Genomic DNA, 21,136 nt, shown 5'->3' on the forward strand with positions numbered 1-21,136 from the left:
TGAAGGAGGGGCATCCGAGGGAGCGGCGATCCCCCTACGCCGCGATGCGCTTGTAGAAAAGCGTCGTGGCGCACAGGCCGCCCTCCGGCCACATGGCGTAATCGGGAATGACGCCGACGCGTTCCCATCCAAGGCGTGGATAGATCGCCTCCGCCTCGCTGCCGGTTGCCGTGTCGAGCACAAGCAGCACCTTGCCGCGTGCCGCCGCCTCCCGTTCGACGGCCTGCATCAGCAGCCGGGCGACGCCCTTGCCGCGGGCGGCGCGATGGACGAGCAGCTTCTTCAGATCGCCGCGATGCGGCTGGTTGGGCATCTGCGCCACGCCGACCTGGACCGTGCCGACGATCCGCCCCTCGTCTTCGGCAACTATCAGCAGCGTTTCATCGGCGGCAACCGCATTGGCGACGCCATCCCAGTAGGGCAACGCCGCCTCCGGCGGATAGGGCTGCATGAAACCGACGGATGCGCCGCCCTCGACGCAATCGGAGAGCACCTCGGCAAGCGCCGGCATGGCGGAACGGGTTTCGGCTTCGTTGAGCAGGCGGATCGTGATGTCAGGCATGGTCAAACCCTGGTTCGGCAAAGGACGACGGCATAGTGAGCCGGCTCATCATGGGGATTGTGAAAGACGTGGCCCTGCTCGAGCCCCATGAACAGGCAGTCGCCGGCTTCAAGCACATGCGACCCGGATTCCATGGTCAGTTCGAGCCGGCCGGAGAAAAGCCAGAGGTGCTGCGTAATGCCCCGATCGGCCGGTTGGCGTTCGAAGACGACGCGCGCGCCCGGCGGGAACTCGACCTCGACGATATCGACCGGCGAGCCGACACCATCAGGCGAGACCGAGCGGCGCAGATAGCCGGATTCCGGATCCCGCCAAAGTCTTTGATCGGCGCGCCGTGCAACCGGCGAAGCCTGCTGGCCGTCAAAGGCAAAGAGCGCCGACAGCGTAGTCGAGAGGGCGCTGCAAAGCTTGGCGAGCAGTTGCGCCGTCGGGCTCACCTCGCCGCGCTCGATGCGCGAGATCATGGCCCGGCTGACGCCGGACCGCGTCGCCAGATCGTCAAGTGTCAGGTTCTGCTCGGCCCTCAGCGAACGGACGCGTTCGCCGATGGCTTGTTCGAGTGGGTCGCCGGTGATTTCCATTATTTGAGATTACATTTCTCATATAATAGAGTAAAGACCTCGGGAACTGAAAATAAAGGCTGACAATGCCGCTTTGGCGACATTGCGACAACGCGCTTTCGGCTAAGGTCCGCAACGGGCATCCTGAGCGAAAAAACGTTCCCGCTCAATAATTTAGCACGACCTCACGAAACAGGCCGTCACGGCTGATGAAACGGACCGGCACGACATGGACAAGCAACCCTCCTCGCTGACGTCGATTGCCAGCATCGTCATGTCGATGACGGCTGTGGCGATCGGCAACGGCATGATGCTCGCCTATGTGCCTTTCGTGCTGACCCGGTCCGATGCGCCGGACTGGGTGCCGGGCGCCGCCGTCACCATGATTGCCTTCGGCGGGCTTGTCGGCTGCGTGATCGCCGGACCGATGATCCGCCGCGTCGGCCATGCCCGGGCGTTTTCCTGCTCGATGGCGCTGGTCATCCTTTCGGCGCTGACGATCAGTCTCGGCATGCACCCGATCCTCTGGGTGCTCGCCCGCGGCCTTTACGGTGCTGCCGGAAACACCAATTTCATCATCAGTCAGAGCTGGCTCAATCATGCGAGCGACAACCACTGGCGCGGCAGGGCGATGGCGATGTTCTACATGGCCTACGTGATCGGGCTTGGCACCGGCGCCTGGCTGTTCGGACAGATCCCCGTCGACGGTAACCTGCCGCCGCTCATCACCATCTTCTTCACGGCACTTGCCATCCTGCCGATCGGCCTGACGCGCCTGCCCACACCGCCGGCGCCGGCCAAGGTCAGCATCGATATCCCGATGGTCTGGCGCAGCTCACCTGTCGCCTTCATCGGCGTGCTTGCCGCTGGCGGTCTTTCGATGGTGGTACAGGGCTTCACGCCGATCTATGCGGCCGCCAATCAGGTGAGCCAGGGCGACGTTGCCAACCTGATGTTCGTGATGCAGCTCGGGCTGATCGCCATCCAGTATCCGATGGGCACGCTATCAGACCGGATCGACCGCCGGCTGGTGCTGATCGCCACCTGCCTGCTGATCGTTACCGCCGGCTTCTTCGCGCTCTCGGCGACCTTCAGCAATCTTCTCATGCTGATGGTGGTCTTCGCGCTGTTCGCCGGTGCGGTCGAGACCGTCTATTCCATCGCCAACGCACATGCCAACGACCGCACTGATCCGGCGGATTTCGTGCCGCTCGCCAGCACCATGCTGGTCGCCTGGTCGGCGGCGGCAACCCTGGTGCCGATGCTCGTCACGCTGCTGACGCCGGTGTTCGGGCCGCGTACTTTCATCTATGCGGCGATGGTCGTTGCGGCGCTCTATGCGCTGTTCGTGCTGATACGCCTCAGGAAACGCGACGAGGTACCCGCCGGCGAGCGCGAGACCTTCGAACTGAAGAGCGCGCAGGTGCCGAATGCCGGCGCGCTGATCGACGCGGATGCCAGAACCGAATAGCCGCCGCAGCCCCTCATTTATAGTGAACGAAGCCTTCATTTCCCGCTTTGCGCGGCTTGAAGGCACTGCTATATGCGGCCCATGAGCACAACATCTTCCAAGACGCCCCTGTCGCATATCCGTAACTTCTCGATCGTGGCCCATATCGACCACGGCAAATCGACGCTGGCCGACCGACTGATCCAGTCGACGGGCGGCCTTGCCGAGCGGGAAATGTCCGAGCAGGTGCTCGACAGCATGGATATCGAGCGCGAGCGCGGCATCACCATCAAGGCCCAGACCGTGCGTCTGCACTACAAGGCCAATGACGGCGAAACCTACGTGCTGAACCTCATCGACACGCCCGGCCACGTCGACTTCGCCTATGAAGTCTCGCGTTCGCTGTCGGCCTGCGAAGGTTCGCTGCTGGTCGTCGATGCGAGCCAAGGGGTGGAAGCCCAGACGCTCGCCAACGTCTACCAGGCGATCGACAACAATCACGAGCTCGTCACCGTGCTCAACAAGATCGACCTTCCCGCCGCCGAGCCGGAGCGGATCAAGGAACAGATCGAGGAAGTGATCGGCATCGACGCCTCCGAAGCCGTTCTGATCTCGGCCAAGACGGGCCTCGGCATTCCCGATGTTCTCGAAGCGATCGTCACCAAGCTGCCGGCGCCGAAGAGCGAGGGCGGCGATACCGCACCGCTGAAGGCGCTGCTGGTCGACAGCTGGTACGACGCCTATCTCGGCGTCATGGTTCTCGTGCGTATCATCGACGGCACCCTGAAGAAGGGCATGACCATCCGCATGATGGGCACCGACGCCAAGTACACGATCGAACGCGTCGGCGTGCTGACGCCGAAGATGGTGGCCATGGACGCGCTCGGCCCGGGCGAGATCGGTTTCATCACCGCTTCGATCAAGGAAGTGGCCGATACCCGCGTCGGCGACACCATCACCGAGGACAAGCGCCCGACCGCCAAGGCCCTGCCGGGCTTCAAGCCGGCGCAGCCGGTGGTGTTCTGCGGCCTGTTCCCGGTCGATGCCGCCGATTTCGAGGACCTGCGTTCGGCGATGGGCAAGCTGCGCCTCAACGACGCGTCGTTCTCGTTCGAAATGGAATCGTCGGCCGCGCTCGGCTTCGGTTTCCGCTGCGGCTTCCTCGGGCTCCTGCACCTTGAAATCATCCAGGAGCGCCTGGAGCGCGAGTTCGACCTCGACCTGATCGCGACGGCGCCTTCGGTCGTCTACAAGCTGTTCATGACCGACGGTTCGGAGCGCGAGCTGCACAACCCGGCCGACATGCCCGACGTCGTCAAGATCGCCGAGATCCACGAGCCGTGGATCCGCGCGACGATCCTGACGCCCGACGACTATCTCGGCGGCATTCTGAAGCTCTGCCAGGACCGGCGCGGCATTCAGATCGAGCTGACCTATGTCGGCACCCGCGCGATGCTGACCTACGACCTGCCGCTCAACGAAGTCGTGTTCGACTTCTACGACCGCCTGAAGTCGATCTCCAAGGGCTATGCCTCGTTCGACTACCAGATCACCGACCACAAGGAAGGCAACCTTGTGAAGATGTCGATCCTCGTCAACGGCGAGCCGGTCGACGCGCTGTCGATGATGGTGCACCGGATGGCGGCCGAAAAGCGCGGTCGCGAAATGTGCGAGAAGCTCAAGGAGCTGATCCCGAAGCACATGTTCAAGATCCCGATCCAGGCGGCGATCGGCGGCAACGTCATTGCCCGCGAGACCATCTCGGCGCTCCGCAAGGACGTGACGGCGAAGTGCTACGGCGGCGACGCCACCCGCAAGCGCAAGCTTCTGGAAAAACAGAAGGCCGGCAAGAAGCGCATGCGCCAGTTCGGCAAGGTGGAGATCCCGCAGGAAGCCTTCATCGCCGCGCTCAAGATGGGCGACGAATAAGCGTCAGACACCAATGACGTGCGTGGCGAAGGGGAGAGCCTGACGCCACGCCCTTGCTTGCAGACGTTCGCTGACGGCGTCTCCGTCCTCGGACTTGAGCCGAGGATCCACCTGCAAAATCTCGAAATAACGATCGCCTCTTTGCAGTTCGTGACGATGTCAGCATGGCCCGGCAGCGGGGCAGAGCTCGTCCATGGATCCTCGGGTCAAGCCCGAGGATGACAGTGGGAGGTGGTCCTGGCCAGCAACGGATCTCGGGGCAGTCGCCCACGGGGAGGCTGCAAAGCAGAGCTGATTTCTGTTCAGCCTCACACCCGACCGCCGTCATCCTCGGGCTTGACCCGAGGCCACCACCGACCACCAGCCGTCTTCAGCTCTCAGTGAGCAGATACCGCTTCGAGATGCGATCCACCGGAAGGCCGCTCTTGAGCGGCACCGCCTTGTCCACCTTGTAATCGACGAAACCCATCTTGCCGTAATAAGCAAGGCCGCCCGTGTTGTCGGCGCGGATGGTGGCGTTGATCGCGGTGAGGCCCAGCGCACGGGCATTGTCCCTCGTGGCCGCAAAGAGCGCCGAGCCGGCGCCGCGCACCTTGGCATCAGGGCGGGAGAACGTGCCGATATCGGCCCAGCCTTCCGGCAATCCGTCGTAGCGTTCCAGTGCCTGGAACGCGCAAGGGCGGCCGTCGACATCTTCGGCAACGAAGCAGCTGACGAAGCCCGGGCCGGCGAGGTAGTGCGCGGTAAAACTTTCGAGTGTGAACGGCGTCTCATTGGCAGTCGTGCCGCCGATCCGGATGATCTCGTTGAGGAAGGCGCAGAGCGCCGGCACGTCGGCAGGCGTTGTCGGACGCACCTTGATTGTTGTCATCTGGTCGACCATCAAAAACCTCTCTTTTGAACTACAACTTGCCGGATTGCGGCAGAGGCCGCGCCGGGTTGCCGACAACCGTCGCGCCCGCCGCCACGTCTCTCGTGACGACGGAGCCGGCCCCGACGATGGCGCCATCGCCGATCGTCACGCCACCGAGAATGATGGCGCCGCCGCCGATCCACACGTCCTTGCCGATCTCGACCGTCCTTGCGATCTCGATGCCACGGCTCCTGAGCGGCACGTCCTTGTGATGCTCGGCGCAATAGATCTGCACGCCCGGGCCTAGCATCGAACCTTCGCCGATCAAAATGCGGCCGCTGTCCAGCATGGTGCAGCCGGCATTGAGATAGACGCGGGGGCCAAGCGAAATGTTGATGCCATAGGAGCAATGAAACGGCGCTTCGATGAGAACATCATCGGCAACGCTCGCGAACAGCGCCCGAAGCGCCGGCGCCATCGACCCACGCGCATCGGGTGCCATGGTGTTGTGCTGGTGCACCGCGTCACGCGCGCGCTGACGCAGCCGCTCGAGTTCCGGGTCGAGGCAGCAGTACCAATCGCCCGCCGCCATCTTGCCGCGCTCGCTGGCGCTCACGGTTTTGCCCTTGCCTCGGCCGCTTGACGCCGCGCCAGGCTTTCCGCCGGCCACAGTGCCGCCATGTCGTAATAGATGTCGAAGACCGGGGCGCCGCCTTGAAGCGATAGCCAGGAGACCTTCGAGCGCGTGAAGATATGGGCATCCGGCGGGAAATCCGAAGGCCGATCGAGGCTTGCAATGCGCAGGAAGGCGAGCCAGCCGCGACGGCCGTAATCGCTCCAGAGCGCCGTCTGGCATTCACCGCAGCGATAGACATCGTGCGGCCGGCCACTCTCGGTCGGCAGCGTCACGACGATGGGTTCGCCTGCCGTCAGCTCGATGTTCTCACGCTCGATAACGCCATTGACAACGAAGGCGCTTCCGACCTGTCGCTGGCAATCGGTGCAATGGCAGCAGTTGACGAACATCGGCCGCCGTTTCAGCCGATAGCGGATGCGTCCGCAGAAGCAGCCGCCAGCAATGGTTTTATCCATCAGCAGGCCTCCTCCAGCACCTCGTCGCCCGACGCTGCGGCAATAGCATCGCCACGCCTGATGGTGGCGACCCAGGCGCGCGCCAAAGCGAGACCGGCGGCATTGGCCTTTTCGCCATGATGCCGGGCATGGGCAGGGTACTCTGCCAACCAGTTGGGGTCGAGCCGATTGATCGTCTGCGGGAACGAGCGGTTCCAATCCTCGACGAGATCGGTGTCGGCCTCGAAGTGGAATTGCGTGCCATAGGCGGCACGGCCGATGCGAAACGCCTGATGCCGGGTGACATCGTTTTCGGCAAGGTGCACCGCCCCTTCCGGCAGCGTGAAGGTATCGCCATGCCATTGGAAGATCGGAAAGCTTTCGCCGACGCTTGCCAGCACCGGATCGCTCTGCCCCTCGGCACGCACCCGCACATCGTGCCAGCCGAATTCTTTGGCTTCGCCCAACAGGTTCTTCGCACCATAGGCACGCGCCAAAAGCTGGCTGCCGAGGCAGATGCCGAGCACGGAACGCTCGCTGTCGCCGAAACGGCGCATCAGAGCTGCCAGTTGCGGGAGATAGGGGAAAGCCTCGTCGTCGAGCGCACTCTGCTCGCCGCCGAGCACGACCAGCGCATCGAAGCCATCGGGTTCAGTCGGCACCGGGTCGCCGGCATAGGCACGGCGAACCTCGATTTCGGCCTTGACCTCGCGAAGCGCCGTGCCGACCTGGCCGAGCTCCGTCTTCGCCATGTTTTCCACCACCAGTACCCGCATCATCACCTTCCCTTTGCCGTATGGGCGGAAGATTGATCACGACATGCGCCCCGGTTCAAGAGGAGAGAACCGGCATGGTGCTCATTGACCAACGCAGCCGGGCCTTGACTTCCGTGCCAAACTTTCCGACTTTCCTGATATCATGATGCTCGCGATTTCTTCCCTTCGCTGCTTCCGGGTGTGCCCGATCGCAGGAACCTGACCCCAGCCCGGATGCTTGCGCTCTCCGGGTCAGGGGAGCCTTTCGCGTCGGCAAATGAGAACCTCCGTTCCCATGCCACGATCCGAGCGCCGCGTTTTTCCAGAAAGAATCAGCAATGACGGCGCCCATGGCCCGTCGACAAGAACGTCAGGTTATCATCATGGCGACCACCGCCCGTAACAAACTTCCCGCGATCATCATCAATGCCGAGGACCACAAGCGTCTGACGGCGCTTGCCTCCTCCGCTCTCGACCGCATCCCCGAGGTCGCCGAGGCGCTTCTGTCCGAACTCGAACGGGCGCGGGTGACCACCCCTGGCAAGCTGCCGGCCGACAGCGTCCAGATGGGATCCACCGTCGCCTTCGACGCCGACAATGGTTTTGCCAAGCAGGTGACGCTCGTCTATCCCGGCGAGGCCGATATCGAGGCTGGGCGTATTTCGGTGCTGACGCCGATCGGCGCAGCACTCATCGGCCTGTCCGTCGGCCAGTCGATCGATTGGCACGACCGCTCCGGCAAGGTCCACCGGATGACCATCCGCAACGTTACACCGGCCGAGCGGGCCTGAGCGCACCCCCGAAACGCGTCGAGGAGGCCGGTCGTCAGACCGCCCTCCCCGCTTTTCAATCAACTCTTGCCCGAAGGTCGATCAGAACTGCTTGCCGAGCTTGGCGTCGACGGACTGGCTGTTGGCGCCGCGAACGGCGAAGAAGAACAGGATCGCTGCCCAGAGAATGGACTTTTCGGCGCCACCGAGGCCCTGGTCCTGCACAACGCCATGGAAGTAGACAGTGACGAGCAGCACGATCATCGCGGCAACCGAGGCCGGACGGGTGAGAAGGCCGATCGCGATCAGGATGCCGCCGAAGAATTCTGTGGCGGCCAGCAGCGGCGACCAGAAGACGCCGGGGTAGAAGCCGAGGCTTTCGACCATGCCGACAGCCCCGAAGGGATTGATGATCTTGCCGTAACCGTGGGTTACGAGCAGGACGCCGCACAGAACGCGCAGCAGCGTTTCGGCAAAGGTATCAAGCGGCAGATAGATCTTTTCCAGTGCCGGGAGGATTGCACGGGGACGGGAGGTCGAGACGGTAGCATCAGTCATGGGTAGGTCCTCTTGGAGGTGGCTGCGACAATATGTGCAATGCAGCAATGTCTCGCCGGGCGTCTTTTCGTTTGCAAGGGAGCGACAAACATGACTAAATCAGTTGACAATTGCGTGAGAGGCGCGTGACCGCCGGTTGTTTCCAGATCGACCGCTACCGCGCCAAGCGGTCGGCGTGACGCACCAGGGACGGTGTAACGCCTGAAACCTGCTGTGTAATTTTCTCATTTAACCGGTTCCGGTTTTACGGGGTTATGCAGTATGTTGCCGCGCACAAACCAGCCGGGAACCACCAGATGGACGAGAAGCCGCGGATCACCATCCTTTATTGCACGCAGTGCAACTGGCTTTTGCGCGCCGGCTGGATGGCACAGGAGCTGCTGCAGACCTTCGGCCAATCGTTGGGTGAAGTGGCGCTGATCCCCGGCACCGGCGGCAATTTCGAGATCCGCGTCAATGACGAACTGATCTGGGAGCGCAAGCGTGACGGCGGTTTTCCCGGACCGAAAGAATTGAAGCAGCGCATCCGCGACATCATCGAGCCGGAGCGCGATCTCGGCCACACCGACAGGAGCTGATCCTGGATTTCGGCATTCTCGCTGGCGTTTTCTCGGCAGCCTTCCTCTCCGCGACACTGCTGTTCGGCATGTCGGAGGCGGCGATCGTCGCCGCCGCACTTCATGGCGAAACCGGCCGTGTCGCCCTTTTCGTCGCGGCCACAGCTGGCAACGTCCTTGGCGCCGTCGTCAATTTCGTGCTTGGGCGGTTCCTGATCCGCTTTGAGGGAAGGCGCTGGTTCCCGATCTCGCCTGCGGCGCGGCAGAAGGCGGAGACGCTGTTTGCGAGCTATGGCCAGCCGGTGCTGCTCTTATCCTGGCTGCCGGTGGTCGGCGATCCGCTGACGCTCGTCGCCGGGCTGTTGCGCATGCCTTTTGCACTGTTCCTGGTGTTCGTGGCGATCGGCAAGGCGGCGCGTTACGCCATCGTGCTCTGGCTGACGCCGTGATACCAACCTTGCGCTGATATTGACGTCTTGCGTGGGACCGTGCGGTCATCCGGCAAGGAGCATACCGCAGGACGATGCTTTGGCATCGGTCGAGGATTGCGACGCTGCCGGTGGCCGATACACGGCCCACCCGAAGGGCCGGGCGCTTTTGGCATCCTGATAGCGTCGACACTCCTCACCGCGCCGCTTGGGTCCGGTTGCGATTGTCTCTTTGCCGGAAACCAAAATCGCTCCGGCGCGAGAGGTCAATATCAGCGCAGGTTGGTATGACCCGTTCAGCTATGGGCGAAAATGTCGGTCTCGTCCCAGCCGAGCAGATCGAGCTTGGAGCGGGTCGGCAGGAAGGCGAAGCAGGCATCCGCATGGTCCATGCGGCCATCGCGCAAGAGCCGCCCCGTCAGTTTTTCGCGCAGCGCATGCAGGTGCAGCACGTCGGATGCGGCATATTCGAGCTGCGCCGGAGACAGGGTCTCGGCCGCCCAGTCGGAGGACTGCTGCTGCTTGGAAATATCGACGTCGAGCATTTCCTTCAGATTGTCCTTCAACCCGTGGCGATCCGTGTAGGTGCGCGTCAGACGCGAGGCGATCTTGGTGCAGAACACCGGCGTCGTCGTCACGCCGAAAGTGTGGAAGAGTACGGCGATATCGAAACGGCCGTAGTGGAAAATCTTCTGCCGGGCCGGGTCGGCGAGCATGGCGACGAGGTTCGGCGCATCCTTCTGGCCGGCGGCAATACGGATCACGTCGGCGGTGCCGTCGCCCGGCGAAAGCTGGACGACGCAGAGCCGGTCGCGGCGGGGGACAAGGCCAAGAGTTTCCGTGTCGACGGCAATCGCGCCCCGGTAGCGGGCGGCATCGGCTGCGGAAATATCGCCTTCATGGAACCGTATTGCATTCGCCATCGAAAATCCCCAGATGAAACGGAAGTGGTGTCGCCTATAGCGCAAGTTTGGCCCTGGCGAAACCGTGTCATGGCACCTCGCCGCGGGTGCACCCTTCGAAAGCTCGCATTGATGACCTCCTCTCGCACCGCCTCGGCTCTTTCGATCATATCGCTCGTGCTTGGCTTCACGGTCGTGCCGGCGCTGGCGCAGAACTATAGGGACCTGCCCGGTGTGCGCCCGATGGATCCCCTGAACGACAACGGCGACAAGGTCGTCTGCCAGCAGACACTTGTCGATCGCGACTATCCGTTCGAATCGAGCTCGCGCGGCGGGCCGCGCTACGACACGATCTACAACTGCCGCCGCGGCGATGGCCCGGTGTTCCAGGGTAGCGATTTGCCACCGTCACTCTACCGGCAGAAGCGCGGGCTCGGCTACTAATACCAACCTGCACCGGTTCGGCTTGGCAAGCCGATGAATACTTCCTAGAAAATTGGGCAAGGAACTGTGGAGGTGTTCTGCCTCCACCGAGGAGGAACAATGCCCAACGACACGAGACCGCTCGCCATCAGCGTGCCGGCGCCGCGCACGCTCGACCTGATCTTCACAGCCGACGCCTTGAAGCAACTGCACGAGCGCTACCGCATCGTTGAGACCGATCCGGATGAGATCGCCGGCCTTGGCGACGAGGTGCTGTCGCAAGCGCGCTACATCATCGGCCAACCGCCGCTCGACCACGATACCTTGGCGCGCCTGCCGAAGCTGCGGGCCATTCTCAATGTCGAGAGCAACCTGATCAACAACATGCCTTATGAGGTGCTGTTCGAACGCGGTGTCCACGTCGTCACGACCGGCCAAGTATTTGCCGAGCCGGTCGCCGAAATGGGGCTTGCGATGGCCCTCAACATCGCGCGCGGCATCGTCGACGCCGATCTCGCCTTTCGCGAGGGCCGGGAGCTTTGGGGTGGCGACGGCAATCGCTCGGCGCGACTGCTCTCCGGCTCGGACATCGGCATCATCGGCTTCGGAGACCTGGGCAAGGCGCTCAACCGGGTGCTGTCAGGCTTCCGCGCCAGGATCCGCGTCTTCGATCCCTGGATGCCGGCCTCTATCCTCCGTGACAACGGCGTCGAACCGGCATCGCTGGAAACCGTGCTGACCGAAAGCGATTTCGTCTTCGTCGTCGCATCGGTCACCAGCGAGAATGAGGGTTTTCTCGGCGCGAGGGCCTTTGCCAGCATGCGGCCGGGGGCAGCCTTCATCCTGCTCAGCCGCGCCGGCGTCGTCGATTTCGATGCGCTAATGGCCGCCGTCGAAAGCGGGCATATCGTTGCCGCCAGCGACGTCTTCCCGCAGGAGCCCCTTCCGCTCGACCACAGGGTGCGCCGCCTGCCCGGCTTCCTGCGCTCGGCGCACCGCGCGGGCGCGCTCGACAGCGCCTTCAAGAAGATGGGCGACATGGTGCTGGAAGACATGGACCTGATGGACCGGGACCTGCCGCCGATGCGCTGCAAACGCGCTGAGCGCGAGACGGTCGCACGGATGCGCTCCAAGCCGGTGACGGTCAACTGATATCGACCCAGCTTGGTATAAGCTCTTCGCCATCGGAGATTTCATCGTTTCGCTGACGGCCGGGAATGCATTGCCCCCGATTAACGTGTTCTATGGGAAAAGCACGTAGCATCGCCAGGACAGGCGCGAGATCAGAGACACGCAATGGCCAACAAGACGTCCGGCTTTCTCGGAACCAGGATACGCGACAGCTGGAACAGTTCGCTGCGTTCGCTGTTCAGCCTGGTGATGGTCGCCATGCTGATCGCCGTATCCGGCATCCTTGTCGGGCTTGACTATCACCGCTCACGCAACGCCGCGATTGCGGATGCCGAATCCAACATGCGCGGCTTTGCCGGCCGCCTGGTCGATCGTCTCGGCGTGCTGTCCGGCGACACCTCGGCGCTTGTCAGCCTCGTCTCGTCGGTCGCCAACTCCTTCCTCGTGCCTCCGCCGGAGCGCATGAACGACAAGGCGGCCGTGCTGCGCGAAGGCATCAGCCGCTCGCCGCATATCGACGGCGTCTATGTCGGCTACCCGAGCGGCGCGTTTTTCCAGGTGGTCGATCTCAAGCACATCGCCTGGCGCATGGCGCTCGATGCCCCACGCGGCGCCTCCATGGCTGTCCGCTCGATGGAGCGCGACGCCAGCGGCAAATCGATCAACCGCGTCATCTTCCTGGACGAGGCGGGCGAACCGACGTCGGAGCGACGGTTACCGCCGTCGGGCTACGATCCGCGAACCCGGCCCTGGTACCAGTCGGCCGTCGACGGCACGGCTGCCGTGTCGAACGGCCCTTACGAGATGGCAACGACCGGCGCGCTCGGCATGACGATCTCGCAGGCGCACCGCGGCAATCCCAAGATCGTCATCGGCGCCGACGTGGTTCTCGACACCATCACCGATTTCCTGTCGCGCGAACGGCTGACGAAGGGATCCGTCTCCTTCATCCTCGATGCGGTCGGCCGACCGATCATCCACTCCGACCGGACGATGATGAAACGCATCATGTCGGCCAAGGACAGGGACGATCCGATCGTCCCGCCGCAGAACGATCCGCTGGTGCAAAGCATCCGCCTCAACCCGCCACCGCCTGGAAAGGCCGGTTTCGCCGAGGTGGGGGACCGGACCTATCTGGTCATGGTGACACCGCTCGAATCGGAGCTGCTGCTGACCGGACACCGGGCGGTCGTCGCCGCCCCGCTCGACGAACTCATGGCCGACGCCAACAAGGCACTGATCCAGGGGCTTGCAATATCCGGCGCCGTAGTGGCGCTCGCCGTCCTGTCGTCGCTGGTGCTCGCACACCTGATCACTAAATCGCTCAACCAGTTGACCGCCAGCGCCAACCGGCTGCAGGACCTGGATTTCACCACCCCGATCGACGTGTCGTCGCATGTCAGCGAGATCTCCACGCTCGGCGGGGCGATGAACCGGGCACGCGACGCGATCTTCACCTTCGCGCTCTACGTGCCGAGGGAACTGGTGCGCAAGGGCATCGAATCCGGCCAGTTCAGCGGCCGCGCGGCCTGGCGTCAGGAGGTCACGGCACTTTTCACCGATATCTACGATTTCACCACCTTGAGCGAACGCCACGCGCCGGAAGAAGTGGTGGCGATGCTTTCGGAATATTTCGACATCTTCAGCGAGGTCGTCGATGCCCATGACGGCACGATCATCCAGTTCCTCGGCGATTCCGTCTTTGCCATGTGGAACGCGCCGGCGCCAGACGAGCGCCATGCGGAGAATGCCTGTCGTTGCGCGCTGGCAGTCGAGGAACGGTTGCAAGCGTTCAACGAAGCGCAGCGCAAGAAGGGCCTGCCGGAGTTCCGTACGCGCTTCGGCATCCACACTGGCACCGCCGTTGTCGGCAGCGTCGGCGCGAAGGAACGGCTGCAATATACCGCCATGGGCGACACGGTGAACGTCGCCTCGCGACTCGAAGGCATGAACAAGAACTACGGCACGACGATCATGGCGAGCGGCGCCGTCGTCGCCCAGGCATCCGACGCGATCACCTTCCGGCCGCTCGGATCGGCGCAAGCCAAGGGGCGCGCCACGGCACTCGATGTCTATGAGGTGCTGAGCGCGCGGCCGATCGTCGAGGATGCAGCCTTGAAATCACCGACGACATCATCCTGAGGCGCCTGCAGCGCGCGCCGTCAACGCCGGACGCCATCTCTCTGGCGCATGACCCAACGGATGCCAGCAGCAATAGCGATCGCAAGCAACGGCCACACCGCCCAGAACACGCCCCGCCAGGACAGGAGGTTGATTGCGACGAGAGCCAGACCGGCGACAGCAAGCGTGCCGATGACCCGGTCGATCTTCCTGTTTGCCCGCACCCATCGCAAGGCCGCGAGAACCGCGAATGCCAGCAGGGGCCATGCGGCCCAGAACACGCCGCGCCAGGTCAGCAGATTGAGCGCCGCGAGGCCGGCGCCGATGACCGCCAACGTTCCCATAAGCTTTCCGGTCAGGCCCGTCGGTTCAGCCGCGGCTTCGATCGGTACGGTCGCGGATCGGCCGGATTGCTCGGCCGACCGGCCCCATTCGGCTTGGCGGTCCGCAGCCGCCCCGCTGTCATCGGACGCACCGATGCGCACGGCATAGCTCGGCACGCCGCCGTCGATGTTCTTGACCTCAAGCTGGCCCAGAAACTCGAAGCCGACGGCGATCTTGTTGCGCACCTGGTCATAGACGGTGTTGGAGATCACGATGCCGCCGGCAGGGGCGGACGCCTGCAGGCGAGCGGCAACGTTGACGCCGTCGCCATAGATGTCGTCGTCCTCGGTGATCACATCTCCGAGGTTGATGCCGATGCGAAACAGCATCTGCGCATCGTCCTTGCTTCTCGCGTTGTAACCGGCCAGCTCGTTCTGGGCGTCGATCGCCGCGCGCAGCGCCTCGACGACACTGGGGAAATCGGCGATCAGCCCATCCCCCCAGGTGTTGATGACCCGGCCGTCATGCGCCTCGATCAGGCGCGTCATGGCATCCCGGTACCGCTTGAGAGTAGCAAGCGTACCCTCCTCGTCCGCCCGCATCAGGCGGGTATAGTCCTGGACGTCAGCGGAGAAGATGGTCGTCAGCTTGCGACGCGTGTCAGCCATCGCGGATGATCCTCGCTCGAAATCCGCCGCCGCAGCGGGTGATTGAATAGTAGCGAGCCTACCACAGATCGCAAGACGCGCCGCCACAACGGCTTCCTTACTGGCTGAATGACCCTGTACCGCGCAGATGCACCAGACGCTGCAGAAATGGCTCACGCGGCGCGCTAGCAGGCACACAAACCCTATGCAGGAACGTGGCTCCGCCGCGCGGTTTCGAACTCGGGAAATCGGGCATTTTTCATCAGGCAAACTTGCGGTGGTCGCTCGCCGTTCAGGCCAAAAGCCAGAAACGAAAAAACCCCGGCAAGCCGGGGTTTTTCGAACCAAAACAAATGTTTGGCTAAAGGAATGGTGCCCAGAAGAGGACTCGAACCTCCACACCCTTTCGAGTACCAGCACCTGAAGCTGGCGCGTCTACCAATTCCGCCATCTGGGCGACGGACCGGCATGTAAAAGGCCCGAGCCGAAGTGTCAACAGGCATTTTGAAGTTTTCGTGTCAGAACACGAAAAAGGTCAGTTTGACGTCACTTTTGCCCAGGATCGAATTGTGGAAAGTCCTTGAGCTAGCAGCGATTCCGCCTCTGCTGTCGTCTCGGCCTCGACATAGCAGCGCATTTCCGGTGCGTTGCCGGACGGGCGGAAATGAATCGTTCGACCATCGGCAAGGGTAACGCGCAGACCATCGATGTCGCTGACGGCAGCCGGACGGCCAATGGCGGCAAGGAAGCCGCCGAGGTTCTCCGCCCCACCGCGCAGAAACGCCATCAGCCGGCTGCTGGTTTCGACCGGGAAGTGTTCGAGGCGGTCGCTAAGCGCGACCGGAAGACGATAGGACGCGGCCAGCGCCGAGAGGGTCATCCGGGCTTCGGCGGCGCGCCCAAGCACGGCGAGGATCGGCAGGAAGCTGTCACGGGTGGGCAAAGCCTTGAGAACACCATTGCCGACGGAGAAGTCGCTCGCGGTCAACGTGCCGCCATTGGCCTCGAAGCCGGCCACCTTCGTGCCGCCTTCCGCAACTGCCTGCGCCATTCCGGCGATGACATAGGGCGAACCGACCCGGGTGCGGATGACCGACAGACCTTCGGCTCGTTCGAGACCCGAATTGGAGGTGACCGGCGTCACGGCGATCTGGGCACCGAGGAACTCGCAGGCGACGAGGCCCAACAGGTCGCCACGAAGCGGCGCGCCCTTTTCATCGGCAACCAGCGGCCGGTCACCGTCGCCATCGGCCGAGACGATCGCATCCAGGCGATGTTCAGGCGCCCAGGCGGTAAGCTTGGCGAGCGTTTTAGGCGAAACCGCCTCGGTATCGACAGGCACGAAGTCCTCGGATCGGCCGAGAGCGACCGTCTCGGCGCCGAGATGCGTCAGCAACTCGACGAGCAGATCGCGGGCTACCGTGCTGTGCTGATAGACGCCGATGCGCAAGCCGCCAAGCGAACCGGGTGGCAACAGGTCCCTGTTGCGCTGGAGGAACAGATCTGCGGCCGACGCCGCATGGTCTTCACCGGAGCCGGCCGAAGGCACGGCCTCGCCGGCAATGGCGTCGGCAATGGAACTGATCGCCAGTTCGTCGTTCTTGTCGATCTCACCGTCGGGCCGGTAGAATTTGATGCCGTTGCGATCAGCGGGAATATGCGAGCCGGTGATCATCAGGCCCGCAGCTTTGTGGACGAGGCCATAAAGCGCCAGTGCCGGGGTCGGAACAGTGCCGCAATCGAACACGCGAAAGCCTTCGCTCTTCAGCGCATCGGCGCAAACCCCCGCAATTTCAGGACTGGAATCGCGAAAGTCGCGAGCGATCAGGATCGGATCCCCGGCCTTCGCCTGCTCGGAGGCGATCAGGTGCCGCGCGAAGGCCTTCGCATAGCGTGCAGACGGCTCGCCTTTCAGCTCCTCGGACAGGCCGCGCAGACCGCTGGTACCGAACTTCAATTGCATCTTATACTCCGTGAATGCCAACGAACGGCAATAGGCAAGAATAACAGTGACATGGCAAACGCGCCGGTGCATTCTATACCGAACGGCAGACGGCGTGGAAATCCGGCCATCGGCCGAACGGATCCGCACCATTTCGCCATGAATAAACCAAGAAAAAAACACCTAATGTGAAGCAGGGACACAACCGGAAAGCAACCCTTTCGGAAAGTGAGGAAAGCATGACGGGATTTCGGAATTTCGTTGTCGGTTGCGCCTTAGCCGCCGCCTCCCTGATGACCTCGGTCGGGCCTGCCCTGGCCATGCCGCTGTCAGGCCACGACGTTCAAATCAGGGCGCAAGGCGATGTCCAAAAGGCCCAATATTACCCGTACAGGCGATACGGAGGCGTTATGTATCCCAACGGCTGGCGTGGCGGATGGGGCGGTGGCTGGGGCCCCGGCTACTACGGCGGAGGCTGGGGCGGCCCGTATTATGGTGGCTCGGGCTTCAGCCTCTATTTCGGACCGGGCTATGGAGGCTACTACAACAATTATCCCCGCCGCTACTACCGCGAGCGCTACTACTACCGCGACAACTACGTTCGCGGCGGCACCAACGCGCATGTGAGCTGGTGCCTTTCGCGCTACCGCTCCTACAATCCGGCAACCAACCGGTTCCTCACCTATCAGGGTGTCTATCGCGCCTGCTACTCGCCCTATCGATAGGTCACGCCCAAGCGGCGCAGCGCCGGCGTTGCGCCGCTTTACCAACTCCAATTTCTTGGAAAGGCTGGTTAAGCAGCAATTAACCTCGCCATCATACCGTTTCATCACGCTCGCAACTCTTTGCCGGAATGAAATGATGCTGCTCCCGACCCAGCAATCCAACGCCACCGCGACGACCAACCTGGTCGGCTCGATCCTGAAGGATATCGAGAAGCGCCAGGCGGAAGAGGACGAAAAGGCGAAAGGCACCAAGGACGACAAGATCCTGAAGGCCCAGGTGAAGTCGGACGACGCCCAGAAGGCAGCCAATACCAAGATCAACGATCATTTCTTCAATCAGGCAGGAAACGATGCCAATAACAACCGGATGGTGCTCATCCGGGAAGTCGGCGAGTTCTTCGACCTGAAGCGAGAGGATTTCAAATCCGATTTCGCCTTTGGCAGCGCACTGTCAAAGATCGTCGAGGACCTGCCACCGGCAACCGTTCGTGACATCGAAAAGAAGCTGGGCCTGACGGATATCGATGTCTCGCTGAACGAACTGATCGAGGCGATCAAGGACCCCGAGGGCAGCCGGGGCAAGAAGCTGGACGAGGCTCTCGACAGCAAGGGGTCTGCGAACACCGGCCAAAGCAACGGCGCTACGAAGGCGATACAGCGTCTTGCAGATGCTGCAGAGGCGAAGTCGCTGGACGAACTGCAACTGGACAGCCTGACTGGTGACCTGACTCGCGTCACCGACACCGAGACACTCGCCGAGCAGCAGAAAGAGTTACAAGCGCTTCAGGCCAAGGACAATCTGGAAGACGTGCAAGACGCGCGCGAGGCCGAAGCCGAGCGCCCGCTGCCGGTTCGGATCGACGAGATCGGTCGCTACAGCCTCGCCAGCCAGACGTTTATCGCCGCCTGATCATTTCCGACGGACGATACCCAGCCGGGCCATGACCTGGTTGGGTATGCCATAGCGCCGGATAGCGTCGCGGCTATCGCGCAGGCCGCAGATCTCGCGCTGGATAAAAAACGCCCAGACCGCGTCAGCCGCATCGTCGAGCAACCGCTCGCGCAGCTCCGGCGTCGTTTCATTCCGCTCGAGCGCCTGCAATGCCGCGATCGCCTTTTCGACCTTGAGGCCATGCCGCCCGAGCGCGTCGGCACGCTCCGAAAGCAATTCGTATTCGAGAGCGCTGAGGGCACCCGCAGCCGAATAGGAGGGGTTCAGGGATCTTGGAGGGCGAACGGTCATCCGAAACTCCATGGCTCCAACACGGATAGCGCCACGCGTTGACTACAGCGCCGCGCGTCTTATTGGACGCGCAAAGGTCGCTGTAGCACTTTGAATTGCTGCATGTTTTTATCCTTAAATCGAATAGGATTTAAGGAAACATGCAGTAACACGCGCAACTGCGGTTGCAGCGTGCATCTTGCCGCCGGATCGGTCGCGATGCAAAGGGTTCGTGCGGCAACGGGTCTTTGCGCGCCCAGGCGACAAGGCACTGCGACCTCCGTCGCACCCCATCGCATGGTTAAGATTTCATAAACCTGTCTCGCCTAACATCGAAGCATCATGCCGATTCCCGTATCCGCACCTTAGCTGCGGCAGGTCTGGCCGGTTGGCCGAGACGCGCATGAGGCGCCAGCCCGAACCGAAGTGACAACCTGCCCGACGGACGGTCGAGGTGATCCGTGGAACGGCGTGAAATGCGGATGCCGGCTGTCAACGGCCGCGCGCCAACGCGAGGGTCAAGCGAGAGGGAGACCAGAATGCTGACATCCATTCTCACGGTCAAAACCGCGACCGGACTTGCCGAGGAGGCAAGCGCTCGGCCCCAACAACCGGCAGCGCCTCTTACTGCCGCCCAGCGCGGCGAAGCGATCCAGAAGGTCCTCGACGCGCTGACCCGGCATCTCGCAGGCCGCGAGATCCTATCCAAGGACGCGCTTGTGCGGCTGATGGAGGACCTTGCCCGCATCCTGAAATTCCCGCCGCTGCCACAGGAAGGCGGGCGCGACTTCGTGCGACGGCTCGTCACCTTTCTTGAATCGATGCCGATGCCGGAACGCCTGGCGCTTGAGCGGCAACTGGGCGGTCGCAGCCTGGCGCTACGGGTCGGTATCCTTGCAGACCTGCCGGCCATCCGAAATGGTGCGGCGCCACCCTCCATGGGCGCCGCATTGCCCGGCCTCAGCAACCCATCCCTGCAGCCAGCCATCCCGCTGCATCTGGCCGCCGCCAGCGCACCGGCTGCAAGCGAGGTCGCCATGCTGCAGACCGCGCTGAAAAAAACTTTTGGCGTCGGCAGCGAGAGTGACACGTCGAGTCTCGCATCGGAGGAGATGGACGCGACACCACCTGCTGAAGACGCAGCAACGGTTCGGCCTCAGACTTCGCCAGAGCGGGGAGAACCGAGAGCGATGCCCGGCAGGCTGCCTTCGCTTGATGGCCCCGAGATCGAAGCCCTGGCCGCCATCATCAATGGCGACACCGACCCCGAACTCGTCGATCCGGAGGTTGTTACCGGCAAGGCAGCGGTCGATGATGAGGAAAATGCGTCGCCGCACCCTGCCGCCGCGGCTGACGATACCGATTTGCCCGCCAAGGAAGCAGAGCTGCGCAACGGCACCGCCCGGACGGATGCGGGCACCGAGGCTGGCCACGCCGACGAAGGCGAGGATCAGCTGCAGAACGACAGGGCAACGACGCGCGGCAACGAGAGCCGTACGGACCGCGCGCTTTCGGACGCGCTGAAGACGATCGTGCGCGATACGCTCGGCCTGCCGGGAGAACCTGCAGGCGCCGACCGACCCGAAGGGATCGCACCCGAACTCGAAAGCGCCGAAGCCGACGCAGCAGCGAGCCATACAGAGACGGATGGCACGGAGCCGGGCCGCGCAAACCCGCTCCGCCCCCGCGATACGGCTGCAGGCGCTGAGCTTGCCGCCCTGAGCGTTGCGGAAGACCAGACGGAGCCACCAGGCCCGGCGGGCGCCACCGCCGTCCAGCGCGCCCAGAGGCCGACGGACGACCCGGCGATGCAACAGGCGATCGCACGGTTGATCGAAAACGGGCTGCCGCGCGAAGCGATACCCTTTGCTATGATCCCCTATCCGATCGCAGTTGAGGACGTGAAGAGCGAGGCGGAAAAGAGCGAGCGCGACGAGGGCAGAGGCGAAGGCGGCGAAGAGCCGAACGGCGACCACGAAGCGGCGCAGGGCGACGGCGGAGCCGCACGGGACGAAGCCACGCAAGATGAGCAGCAGACCGAAGGCGGCAGGGGTGAAACGGGCGGCGAATGGAACGCCGAGCCCGATGTCTACGAACTCTATCGCAAGCTCGGCGGTCTTGGCTGACCCTCCGGACTGATCGCCGAAAGCATGTCGCGCAAAAGTGTGCAGTTGGTCCTGCGAGAACGACGTGCGCAAATCAAGAG

General features: G+C 63.1%; 22 protein-coding genes and 1 tRNA gene. 11 read left to right on the top strand and 12 right to left on the bottom strand.

The genetic code is table 11. From position 1 onward, the window contains the following. Positions 1 to 34: 34 nt before the first annotated feature. Together ASD02_RS03670 and ASD02_RS03675 are read right to left on the bottom strand one after the other, a co-directional pair. Positions 35 to 562, bottom strand: a complete 528-nt coding sequence (locus ASD02_RS03670) for a GNAT family N-acetyltransferase (RefSeq protein WP_025425533.1) — start codon at positions 560 to 562, stop codon at positions 35 to 37. A 2-nt stretch (positions 563 to 564) separates the two neighbouring features. Next, positions 565 to 1,143, bottom strand: coding sequence for an XRE family transcriptional regulator (locus ASD02_RS03675; protein ID WP_025425532.1), 579 nt, complete (start codon positions 1,141 to 1,143; stop codon positions 565 to 567). A gap of 208 nt (positions 1,144 to 1,351) precedes the next feature. Here ASD02_RS03675 and ASD02_RS03680 point away from each other — a divergent pair, with 208 nt between their 5' ends. Further along, positions 1,352 to 2,593, top strand: coding sequence for an MFS transporter (locus ASD02_RS03680; protein ID WP_025425531.1), 1,242 nt, complete (start codon positions 1,352 to 1,354; stop codon positions 2,591 to 2,593). 72 nt (positions 2,594 to 2,665) lie between these two features. Beyond that, positions 2,666 to 4,501 (top strand): translation elongation factor 4, encoded by a 1,836-nt coding sequence (gene lepA, locus ASD02_RS03685; protein ID WP_025425530.1) that lies wholly within the window; start codon positions 2,666 to 2,668, stop codon positions 4,499 to 4,501. A 370-nt stretch (positions 4,502 to 4,871) separates the two neighbouring features. On the opposite strand, the gene ASD02_RS03690 is transcribed toward lepA, so the two are convergent. Genes ASD02_RS03690 through ASD02_RS03705 form a run of 4 tightly spaced genes read right to left on the bottom strand, consistent with a single transcriptional unit; the run spans position 4,872 to position 7,201 of the window. Then, a complete protein-coding gene (locus ASD02_RS03690; RefSeq protein ID WP_225906193.1) occupies positions 4,872 to 5,384 on the bottom strand; it encodes a GNAT family N-acetyltransferase in 513 nt (170 codons plus the stop codon). Between the two features lie 19 nt (positions 5,385 to 5,403). Continuing rightward, positions 5,404 to 5,970 carry a sugar O-acetyltransferase gene (locus ASD02_RS03695; RefSeq protein ID WP_025425528.1) on the bottom strand — a complete coding sequence of 189 codons (567 nt, stop codon included), beginning with the start codon at positions 5,968 to 5,970 and terminating at the stop codon, positions 5,404 to 5,406. Continuing rightward, the gene (locus ASD02_RS03700) at positions 5,967 to 6,446 is read right to left on the bottom strand and encodes a GFA family protein (protein ID WP_025425527.1); all 480 of its coding nucleotides are present in this window, start codon (positions 6,444 to 6,446) and stop codon (positions 5,967 to 5,969) included. The genes ASD02_RS03695 and ASD02_RS03700 overlap by 4 nt, the downstream gene beginning before the upstream one ends. Further along, positions 6,446 to 7,201, bottom strand: coding sequence for a type 1 glutamine amidotransferase (locus ASD02_RS03705; RefSeq protein WP_025425526.1), 756 nt, complete (start codon positions 7,199 to 7,201; stop codon positions 6,446 to 6,448). Before ASD02_RS03705 ends, ASD02_RS03700 begins: the two co-directional genes overlap by 1 nt. A gap of 362 nt (positions 7,202 to 7,563) precedes the next feature. On the opposite strand from ASD02_RS03705, the gene rnk reads away from it, so the two are divergent. After that, the gene (gene rnk / locus ASD02_RS03710; RefSeq protein ID WP_038576621.1) at positions 7,564 to 7,971 is read left to right on the top strand and encodes a nucleoside diphosphate kinase regulator; all 408 of its coding nucleotides are present in this window, start codon (positions 7,564 to 7,566) and stop codon (positions 7,969 to 7,971) included. Positions 7,972 to 8,052: 81 nt separating this feature from the next. On the opposite strand, the gene ASD02_RS03715 is transcribed toward rnk, so the two are convergent. After that, positions 8,053 to 8,508: a DoxX family protein gene (locus tag ASD02_RS03715; protein ID WP_025425524.1), complete on the bottom strand. Its 456-nt coding sequence runs from the start codon at positions 8,506 to 8,508 to the stop codon at positions 8,053 to 8,055. A gap of 296 nt (positions 8,509 to 8,804) precedes the next feature. Between ASD02_RS03715 and ASD02_RS03720 the strand changes: the two genes are divergently transcribed. Both ASD02_RS03720 and ASD02_RS03725 read left to right on the top strand, forming a co-directional pair. Beyond that, on the top strand, positions 8,805 to 9,086 hold the full coding sequence (locus ASD02_RS03720; RefSeq protein ID WP_025425523.1) for a SelT/SelW/SelH family protein: 282 nt from the start codon (positions 8,805 to 8,807) through the stop codon (positions 9,084 to 9,086). Positions 9,087 to 9,169: 83 nt separating this feature from the next. After that, entirely contained in the window at positions 9,170 to 9,514 is a 345-nt protein-coding gene (locus ASD02_RS03725; protein WP_025425522.1) for a VTT domain-containing protein, read from the top strand. A gap of 275 nt (positions 9,515 to 9,789) precedes the next feature. On the opposite strand, the gene ASD02_RS03730 is transcribed toward ASD02_RS03725, so the two are convergent. Then, positions 9,790 to 10,416 carry a ribonuclease D gene (locus ASD02_RS03730; RefSeq protein WP_025425521.1) on the bottom strand — a complete coding sequence of 209 codons (627 nt, stop codon included), beginning with the start codon at positions 10,414 to 10,416 and terminating at the stop codon, positions 9,790 to 9,792. 111 nt (positions 10,417 to 10,527) lie between these two features. On the opposite strand from ASD02_RS03730, the gene ASD02_RS03735 reads away from it, so the two are divergent. The 3 genes from ASD02_RS03735 to ASD02_RS03745 all read left to right on the top strand — a co-directional run bounded on the left by ASD02_RS03735 (position 10,528) and on the right by ASD02_RS03745 (position 14,091). Then, complete coding sequence (locus ASD02_RS03735) at positions 10,528 to 10,839, top strand: hypothetical protein (protein WP_025425520.1); 312 nt, start codon at positions 10,528 to 10,530, stop codon at positions 10,837 to 10,839. 99 nt (positions 10,840 to 10,938) lie between these two features. Continuing rightward, a complete protein-coding gene (locus tag ASD02_RS03740; RefSeq protein WP_025425519.1) occupies positions 10,939 to 11,970 on the top strand; it encodes a hydroxyacid dehydrogenase in 1,032 nt (343 codons plus the stop codon). Between the two features lie 144 nt (positions 11,971 to 12,114). Continuing rightward, complete coding sequence (locus ASD02_RS03745) at positions 12,115 to 14,091, top strand: adenylate/guanylate cyclase domain-containing protein (RefSeq protein WP_057219971.1); 1,977 nt, start codon at positions 12,115 to 12,117, stop codon at positions 14,089 to 14,091. Positions 14,092 to 14,111: 20 nt separating this feature from the next. On the opposite strand, the gene ASD02_RS03750 is transcribed toward ASD02_RS03745, so the two are convergent. The 3 genes from ASD02_RS03750 to ASD02_RS03760 form a co-directional block, all read right to left on the bottom strand. Continuing rightward, positions 14,112 to 15,062, bottom strand: a complete 951-nt coding sequence (locus tag ASD02_RS03750) for an adenylate/guanylate cyclase domain-containing protein (protein WP_025425517.1) — start codon at positions 15,060 to 15,062, stop codon at positions 14,112 to 14,114. Between the two features lie 349 nt (positions 15,063 to 15,411). Next, positions 15,412 to 15,498: transfer RNA gene (locus tag ASD02_RS03755), tRNA-Leu, on the bottom strand. A 78-nt stretch (positions 15,499 to 15,576) separates the two neighbouring features. Beyond that, positions 15,577 to 17,004, bottom strand: coding sequence for a phosphomannomutase (locus tag ASD02_RS03760; protein ID WP_025425516.1), 1,428 nt, complete (start codon positions 17,002 to 17,004; stop codon positions 15,577 to 15,579). A 389-nt stretch (positions 17,005 to 17,393) separates the two neighbouring features. On the opposite strand from ASD02_RS03760, the gene ASD02_RS39490 reads away from it, so the two are divergent. Both ASD02_RS39490 and ASD02_RS03770 read left to right on the top strand, forming a co-directional pair. After that, on the top strand, positions 17,394 to 17,708 hold the full coding sequence (locus tag ASD02_RS39490; RefSeq protein ID WP_244445419.1) for a BA14K family protein: 315 nt from the start codon (positions 17,394 to 17,396) through the stop codon (positions 17,706 to 17,708). Between the two features lie 136 nt (positions 17,709 to 17,844). Continuing rightward, on the top strand, positions 17,845 to 18,618 hold the full coding sequence (locus ASD02_RS03770) for a hypothetical protein (RefSeq protein WP_025425514.1): 774 nt from the start codon (positions 17,845 to 17,847) through the stop codon (positions 18,616 to 18,618). Here ASD02_RS03770 and ASD02_RS03775 read toward each other — a convergent pair whose 3' ends face one another. Continuing rightward, on the bottom strand, positions 18,619 to 18,951 hold the full coding sequence (locus tag ASD02_RS03775) for a DUF6665 family protein (protein ID WP_025425513.1): 333 nt from the start codon (positions 18,949 to 18,951) through the stop codon (positions 18,619 to 18,621). Between the two features lie 518 nt (positions 18,952 to 19,469). Here ASD02_RS03775 and ASD02_RS03780 point away from each other — a divergent pair. Beyond that, complete coding sequence (locus tag ASD02_RS03780) at positions 19,470 to 21,056, top strand: hypothetical protein (RefSeq protein WP_057219972.1); 1,587 nt, start codon at positions 19,470 to 19,472, stop codon at positions 21,054 to 21,056. The last annotated feature ends 80 nt before the right edge of the window (positions 21,057 to 21,136 follow it).

The organism is Ensifer sp. Root1252 (assembly GCF_001425885.1).
GTDB classification, from domain to species: Bacteria; Pseudomonadota; Alphaproteobacteria; order Rhizobiales; family Rhizobiaceae; genus Ensifer; species Ensifer canadensis.